The 536-nt window shown below is 52.2% G+C and carries 6 tRNA genes; all 6 read left to right on the plus strand.

The features are described 5' to 3' along the window. Positions 1 to 9 precede the first annotated feature (9 nt). Positions 10 to 82 (plus strand) — tRNA-Lys (locus AC4J95_RS21140). Positions 83 to 91: 9 nt separating this feature from the next. Beyond that, a tRNA-Leu gene (locus AC4J95_RS21145) sits at positions 92 to 173 on the plus strand. Positions 174 to 192: 19 nt separating this feature from the next. Further along, positions 193 to 265, plus strand: a tRNA-Thr gene (locus AC4J95_RS21150). Positions 266 to 269: 4 nt separating this feature from the next. Next, positions 270 to 341: transfer RNA gene (locus AC4J95_RS21155), tRNA-Gly, on the plus strand. A gap of 22 nt (positions 342 to 363) precedes the next feature. Next, positions 364 to 449: transfer RNA gene (locus AC4J95_RS21160), tRNA-Leu, on the plus strand. A 12-nt stretch (positions 450 to 461) separates the two neighbouring features. Then, positions 462 to 535: transfer RNA gene (locus tag AC4J95_RS21165), tRNA-Arg, on the plus strand. Position 536: the final 1 nt, after the last annotated feature.

Here is a 536-nt window from a genome sequence, read left to right on the forward strand (position 1 = left end):
CCCCCATTTGAGCCGTTAGCTCAGTTGGTAGAGCATCTGACTTTTAATCAGAGGGTCACTGGTTCGAGCCCAGTACGGCTCATAAGGATATGCGGGTGTGGCGGAATTGGCAGACGCACTAGATTTAGGATCTAGCGCCTTACGGCGTGGGGGTTCAAGTCCCTTCACCCGCATTTTTATTTTTTTGTAGTTGCCGGCTTAGCTCAGTTGGTAGAGCATCTGATTTGTAATCAGAGGGTCGAGGGTTCAAGTCCTTTAGCCGGCATCATGCGGAAATAGCTCAGTGGTAGAGCACCACCTTGCCAAGGTGGGGGTCGCGGGTTCGAACCCCGTTTTCCGCTTTCCTAAAGACCAAAGGAAAACGCCGGGGTGGCGGAACTGGCAGACGCACAGGACTTAAAATCCTGCGGTGAGTGATCACCGTACCGGTTCGATTCCGGTCCTCGGCATTAACAAAATAGGCACCCGTAGCTCAATTGGATAGAGTACTTGACTACGAATCAAGGGGTTAGAGGTTCGAGTCCTCTCGGGTGCAT

This window comes from Enterococcus sp. GPZ-007 (genome assembly GCF_059374735.1).